This window comes from Bradyrhizobium sp. (assembly GCF_019244115.1).
Lineage (GTDB): Bacteria > Pseudomonadota > Alphaproteobacteria > Rhizobiales > Xanthobacteraceae > Bradyrhizobium.
In genome coordinates, this window is sequence record NZ_JAFATE010000703.1 from 1 (window position 1) to 6755 (window position 6755).

A 6755-nucleotide genomic window follows, 5' to 3' on the forward strand; every position below is an offset into this window, starting at 1 on the left:
CTATCTCGCCGATACCAAGCTGAACAATCTGGCGACGCCCATTGCCAAGTCGCAACTGGCGGCGGCGCTGGCACTGGTCGGTGACCGGGGCCGCGCCGAGCGCGTCTACCAGGCAGCGCTCGACAGCCTGTCGCCAAAGCCGGTGCTGACCTTTGGCCGTGTCGACTACGGCTCCGAGCTGCGCGATGCGGCGGCGCTGGTGTCGCTAGCAGGCGAGGGCAATGCGCCGAAGGCGACGCTGACGCAGTCGGTTTTGCGGGTCGAGGCGGCGCGCGGCCTGTCGCCCTACACCTCGACGCAGGAGAATGCCTGGCTGGTGCTCGCCGCGCGGGCGCTCGCGAAGGAGACGATATCGCTCGACCTCCAGGGCACGCCGATCAAGGCGGCGCTGTTCCGCAGCTACCGCGCCGCCGAGCTCGACGGCAAGTCGATCAGGATCACCAACACCGGCGATGCGCCGTTGCAGGCGGTCGTGTCGGTGTCCGGCTCGCCGCTGACGCCGGAGCCATCAGCCGCGAACGGGTTTGCGATCGAGCGCAACTATTTCACGCTCGACGGCAAGCCGGCCAATGTGGCGCAGGCGAAGCAGAACGACCGCTTTGCGGTGGTGCTGAAGATCACCGAGCCCAAGGTGGAGTTCGGTCACATCATGGTGTCGGATTATCTGCCCGCCGGTTTTGAGATCGACAATCCGCATCTGGTGTCGTCGGGCGACACCGGCACCCTGGACTGGATCGAGGACGGCGTGGAGCCGCAAAATGCCGAGTTCCGCGACGATCATTTTTCGGCGGCGATCGACCGCAAGTCGGACGACAAGTCGGTGTTCACGGTCGCCTATGTGGTGCGCGCGGTCTCGCCCGGCAAATACGTGCTACCGCAGGCCTATGTCGAGGACATGTACAATCCCTCGCGCTACGGCCGCAGCGGGACCGGCACGATCGAGGTGCGGGCGGCGAAATGAGTATGCTCAAATGAGTGATGCTGAAATGAGCGGGGAGTTGGGTGGGACGCGGGAGCCTCAAACTCCCTCGTCATGCCCGGCCTTGTGCCGGGCATCCACGTCTTTCCTCGCCAAGAACGAAGACGTGGATGGCCGGGACAAGCCCGGCCATGACGGCGGAGGGAAACGGCGTGCCGTTCGTGTCGTTGCCGCGATTACGCTGGTGATCGTTTGCCTCTCGGGCATCTTCATCGCCTGGGTCATCTCCCTCGGACCGCTGCCGCTGGCCAAAGCGCGTGAAATCTCCACCTCCATCGTCGATCGCAATGGAAAACTGCTCCGTGCCTACGCGATGGCCGACGGCCGCTGGCGGCTGCCGGTCAGCTCAAAAGCCGACGTCGATCCGACCTATCTGAAGGTACTGCTCGGCTTCGAGGACCAACGTTTTTACGATCATCACGGCGTCGATCCGCTGGCGCTGGGGCGCGCGACCTTTCAGCTCGTAACGCGCGGGCAGATCGTCTCCGGCGGCTCGACCATCACGATGCAGCTCGCGCGGCTGATGGAGCCGCGGCGCGAGCGCTCGCTCTACGCAAAACTTCGGCAGATCGTGCGCGCCGTCGAGCTGGAGCGACAGCTCAGCAAGGATGAGATCCTCGATCTCTATCTCGCGCTCGCGCCTTACGGCGGCAATCTCGAAGGCATTCGCGCAGCCTCCATCGCCTATTTCGGCAAGGAGCCAAAACGGTTGACCCTGGCCGAGGCCGCGCTGCTGGTGGCGCTGCCGCAATCGCCGGAAACCCGCCGGCTCGACCGCTACGCGGACGCGGCGCGCACGGCGCGCGACCGCGTGCTCGACCGCATGGTCGAGGAGCAGCGGATCACGAGCGACGATGCCGCGCAGGCCAAGGCCGTGCCGGTGCCCCGTATGCGGAAATCGATCCCGATCCTGGCGCCGCACGCCTCCGACCAGGCGGCCGCGATCATGAAAGATGCGCCGGTGATCCGCCTCACGCTCGACTCCCGCCTGCAGAAGGTGCTGGAGCCGCTGGCCCATGATCGCGCGATTGCGCTCGGGCCAAACGTCTCCGTCGCCATCATGGTGGTCGACAATGACAGCGGCGAGGTGCTCGCCCATGTCGGCTCGGCCGACTATTTCGATTATAGCCGCGCCGGCCAGATCGACATGACACGCGCGGTGCGTTCGCCGGGATCGACGCTGAAACCGTTCATCTATGGGCTCGCTTTCGAGGACGGTTTTGTTCATCCCGAGAGCCTGATCGACGACCGGCCGATCCGCTTCGGCTCCTACGCGCCGGAAAATTTCGATCAGACCTTTCAGGGCACGGTGCCAGTGCGCAAGGCGCTGCAATTGTCGCTCAACGTCCCGGCGATCACGCTGCTCGACCGCGTCGGCGCGAGCCGGCTTGCGTCGCGCCTGCGGCAGGCCGGCGCGAACCTCGTGTTGCCGAAGGACGAAGCGCCGGGGCTGGCGATGGGCCTCGGTGGCGTCGGCGTGACCTTGCAGGATCTCGCGCTGCTCTATGCCGGGCTGCCGCGGCTCGGCACCACGCGGCGACTGCGCGAGGTCATGCGTGACGAGGGCGATGAGCGCGATCCCCGGAGGCTGATGGACCAGGTCGCGGCCTGGCAGGTCGGCAGCGTGCTTTTGGGCACGCCGCCGCCCGAAAACGCCGCCGCGGGCCGCATCGCGTTCAAGACCGGCACGAGCTACGGCTATCGCGACGCCTGGTCGGTCGGTTTTGACGGTCATGTCACGATCGGCGTCTGGGTCGGTCGCCCCGACGGCGCGCCCGTGCCGGGGCTGATCGGGCGCGTGGCGGCGGCGCCCATCCTGTTCGATGCCTTCGCGCGCACCGGCAAACTGCCGGCGGGGTTACCAAAACCGCCCAAGGGCGCGTTGCTGGCGAGCAACGCCAAACTGCCGCTGCCGCTGCGCCGGTTCCGGCCGTTCGGCGAACTTTTGCGCGCCGGCGGCGATCAGGCGCTGCACATCCAGTTCCCCCAAAACGGCTCCCGGATCGAACTCGATCGCGCGGGCGGCGAGGTGTCCGCCATGCCGGTCAAGGTCGCCGGCGGGGTGCTGCCGATGACCATGCTCGTGAACGGGACCGCGGTGGGCCAGATCGATGGCCGCAGACAGCGGCTGATCGATCCGCCGGGGCCGGGCTTTGCGCGCCTCACCGTGATCGACGCTGCGGGCGCGACGGACACAGTCGTGGTCAGAATCCAGTGACGGCCGGCTGAAGCGGTTGTGGCCCATACAGTTTCATCGTATGCGGAACCCATGGCCGAGACCTATGCAAAACCCCGTTTTGGAGAGCCGCGCGAGCCGAAAAACCTGGTGAATCCGGGTCATCGGCTGGTCCGCGTGATCGAATTCGTCACCTCCAGCCACACGCGCGTCGCGGCCTTCCTGATCCTCTGCGGTCTCGTTCTGTTCCTGCCGGGCTTCTTTCGGATTCCGCCTGTTGATCGCGACGAGGCGCGGTTCGCGCAGGCCACCAAGCAGATGGTGGAGAGCGGCGATTTCGTCGACATCCGCTTCCAGGACGACGTGCGCTACAAGAAGCCGGTCGGCATCTACTGGCTGCAGGCCGCTGCCGTCGAAAGCGCCTCGGCGCTCGGCCTCTCGGGAGCGCCGTTAAGGATCTGGCTCTACCGTATCCCCTCGCTGATCGGCGCCATCGGCGCGGTCCTCCTCACCTATTGGGCGGCGCTTGCCTTCGTGACCCGGCGTGGCGCGGTGTTCGCCGCACTGATGATGTGCAGCTCGGTGCTGCTCGGGGTCGAGGCGCGGCTCGGCAAGACCGATGCGATGCTGCTGCTCACCGTGGTCGCGGCAATGGGCGCGATGGCCCGCGCCTATCTGTCCTGGCAGCGCGGCGAGGATCTCGCCCATCCACCGTGGAGCTGGCCGGCGATCTTCTGGACGGCGCTCGCGGCCGGCATCCTGCTCAAGGGGCCGCTGATCCTGATGTTCGCGGGGCTGACGATCGCAGCGCTCGGCATTCTCGATCGCAGCGTGGCGTGGCTGCCGCGCCTGCGCCCGGTCTGGGGCTTGATGTGGATGCTGGTCCTCGTGCTGCCCTGGTTCGTCGCGATCTTCTGGCGCGCGGGCGAGGCGTTTTTTTCCGACTCGATCGGCGGCGACATGCTGAGCAAATTGTCGGCGCAGGAATCGCACGGCGCACCGCCGGGGCTCTATCTGCTGTTGTTCTGGATCACGTTCTGGCCGGGCGCGCCGCTCGCCGGCATGGCCGCCCCGGCGGTCTGGCGTGCGCGCCGCGAACCGGGAGCGCAATTTCTTCTGGCATGGCTGGTTCCGTCATGGATCGTGTTCGAAGCCGTGCTGACCAAGCTGCCGCATTATGTGCTGCCGCTCTATCCGGCGGTCGCGATCCTGACCGTCGGCGCGCTGGAGCGGCGCGTGCTGTCCCGCTCCTGGCTGATGCGGGGCGCGGCCTGGTGGTTCGCGATCCCCGCGGCGACCTCTATCATCGCGGTCATCGGGGCGATCACCCTGACCCGGCAACCGGTGTTTCTGGCCTGGCCGTTCGTGGCGGCCGCGCTGATTTTTGGGCTGTTCGCCTGGTGGCTCTATGACGATGGGCGCGCTGAACGCGCGCTGCTGAACGCCGTGGTCGCGGCGATGTTTCTGGCATTTGCGGTCTATGGCGTCGTGCTGCCGGCATTGACGCCGCTGTTTCCGAGCGCGGAGATTGCCCGCGCGCTGCGCAATGTCGCCTGTGCCGGACCGAAGGCGGCGGCGGCCGGATTTCACGAACCTAGTCTCGTCTTCATGACGGGCACCTCGACCGTACTGACCGATGGATCGGGGGCCGCGGATTTCCTGGCCCAGGGGAGTTGCAGGTTTGCGCTAGTTGAGAAGAGTTCTGAACGCAGCTTCGTACTGCGTGCGGAGGCGATCGGGCTGCGCTACAATGTCGCGAACCGCATCGACGGCTACAACATTTCGCAGGGCAGGGCGGTTTCGATCTCGATCTTCCGTTCCGAAACCACCGAGTGATATGCCCGCTCCACCCGCCTCCCAGCCGCCCGACGCCTACTTCCTCCAGCTCTCTCGCCTGATCCTGGTCTCGTTCGAGCAGCTGGTGGGCCCTCCGTTGCAATCGGATCGTGCCAAGGCTGCACAGCACCTGATGCGGCAGATCGGGCGACTGAGCGCGGCCGGCGCCGTGCTCATCGTCGTCCTGATGATCGGTTTCGACACGACCGAGATCGGTCTGATGCCGCCGCGGGGCACGCCTGGTCTCTGGCCGTTGCGGATCCTGACGGATTTCGGCAAGGACGCCTATGTGATCTCGGTACTCGCCGTGACCCTGCTCGCGATCGCGGTGGTGCTGCCGGAATCGCGCGCGCGGGCGCGTGCCGCGCTGCTGCGCTTTGGCGGTCGAATAGAGTATCTGCTGCTGGCCGTCCTTGTTCCGGTGCTGGTGACGCAAATCCTCAAATGGGTCGTTGGCCGCGGCCGGCCTTTTATCGGGGGCAAGGCCAATCCGTTCAATTTCGCTCCCTTCAGCGGAACCGAGGCCTATTTCAGCTTTCCCTCGTCGCACGCGGTCACAGCTTTTGCGCTCGCCTTCGGCGTGGCCGCGATCTGGCCGCGTGCGCGCTGGTTGGCACTCGCTTACGCCGTGATCATCGCGCTGACGCGGCTCGTGCTGCTGGCGCATCATCCGAGTGACGTCGTCGGCGGTGCCGTGATCGGGATTGTTGGCGCAGCAGGGGTGCAATACTGGTTTGCCGTGCGGCGGATCGCCTTCACCGTCGACCGCGAGGGCGCGATCGTCCCGCGCTAGAAGGGTCGCCGTCGCGAAACTTCGACTATCCAAAAAGTCACGCTGAAACAACGAGCTAAGGCATAAAACCGAGATCGCGCGCGAGCTGGCTGAAAAGGGGTTGCCGGCACTTCATTGGCTCCGTAAGAAGCGGCCCGCGGATGGCGCGGGACCCATCCTTTTGAGGCTGACTGCCAAAGATGAGCGTCGATTTGCCTTCTCCTGATCAAGCGGTCGCGGTGTCTATCGTCGTTCCCGTTCGCAATGAAGCCGATAACATCGCGCCTCTGATCGCGGAGATCGCCGCCGCCCTCGATGGCCGCTGGGCCTATGAGATCATCTATGTCAATGACGGCTCGACGGACGCGACCGCGGAGCAGCTCGCGGCCGCCATGACCCAGCGGTCCAATCTGCGCCAGCTCCGCCATGCCATTTCAACCGGCCAGTCGGCGGCTGTGCGCAGCGGCGTCCGGGCGGCACGCGGCGCGATCGTGGCGACCCTCGACGGCGATGGCCAGAACAATCCGGCCTTCCTGCCCGACCTGATCGCGACGCTCGAAAAGGGCGGCCTGCGCATAGGCCTGGTCGCCGGCCAACGGGTCGGCCGCAAGGATACCGGCTTCAAGAAGCTGCAGTCGCGCGTCGCCAATGCCGTGCGCAGCTCGATTTTGCACGATGGCACCCGCGACACCGGATGTGGCCTGAAAGCCTTCCGCCGCGAGGTGTTTCTGGCCATGCCCTATTTCGACGGGCTGCATCGGTTCCTGCCTGCGCTGATGCGCCGGGAGGGTTTTGAGATCGCCTATGTCGACGTGATCGATCGGCCGCGGCACGCCGGCGTCTCGAACTACGGCTTCTTCGATCGGCTGTGGATCGGAATTCTGGATCTGTTCGGCGTCTGGTGGCTGATCCGTCGCAAGAAACCGACGCCGGCCGTGACCGAGGTGAAGTGATGCTGATTCAGTACGGGCAGGCGCTCGGCGATTACCTCT

The 6755-nt window shown here is 66.0% G+C and carries 4 protein-coding genes and 1 pseudogene; all 5 read left to right on the forward strand.

What is annotated here, in order from left to right; translation table 11 throughout:
* A pseudogene (locus JOZ76_RS30365) lies at window positions 1–961 on the forward strand (alpha-2-macroglobulin family protein); the annotation flags it as partial.
* A 10-nt stretch (window positions 962–971) separates the two neighbouring features.
* Window positions 972–3197, forward strand: coding sequence for a penicillin-binding protein 1C (gene pbpC, locus JOZ76_RS30370; RefSeq protein WP_441300130.1), 2226 nt, complete (start codon window positions 972–974; stop codon window positions 3195–3197).
* Window positions 3198–3248: 51 nt separating this feature from the next.
* Window positions 3249–4991: an ArnT family glycosyltransferase gene (locus JOZ76_RS30375; RefSeq protein ID WP_291705029.1), complete on the forward strand. Its 1743-nt coding sequence runs from the start codon at window positions 3249–3251 to the stop codon at window positions 4989–4991.
* 1 nt (window position 4992) lies between these two features.
* A complete protein-coding gene (locus tag JOZ76_RS30380) occupies window positions 4993–5784 on the forward strand; it encodes a phosphatase PAP2 family protein (protein ID WP_291705031.1) in 792 nt (263 codons plus the stop codon).
* A 179-nt stretch (window positions 5785–5963) separates the two neighbouring features.
* Window positions 5964–6716 (forward strand): glycosyltransferase family 2 protein, encoded by a 753-nt coding sequence (locus JOZ76_RS30385; protein ID WP_291705033.1) that lies wholly within the window; start codon window positions 5964–5966, stop codon window positions 6714–6716.
* Window positions 6717–6755 lie beyond the last annotated feature (39 nt).

Bases quoted from the DNA above. Each gene is read 5' to 3' on its own strand.
- pbpC (WP_441300130.1), top strand. From the start codon at position 972: ATGAGTGATGCTGAAATGAGCGGGGAGTTGGGTGGGACGCGGGAGCCT.
- JOZ76_RS30375 (WP_291705029.1), top strand. From the start codon at position 3,249: ATGGCCGAGACCTATGCAAAACCCCGTTTTGGAGAGCCGCGCGAGCCG.
- JOZ76_RS30380 (WP_291705031.1), top strand. From the start codon at position 4,993: ATGCCCGCTCCACCCGCCTCCCAGCCGCCCGACGCCTACTTCCTCCAG.
- JOZ76_RS30385 (WP_291705033.1), top strand. From the start codon at position 5,964: ATGAGCGTCGATTTGCCTTCTCCTGATCAAGCGGTCGCGGTGTCTATC.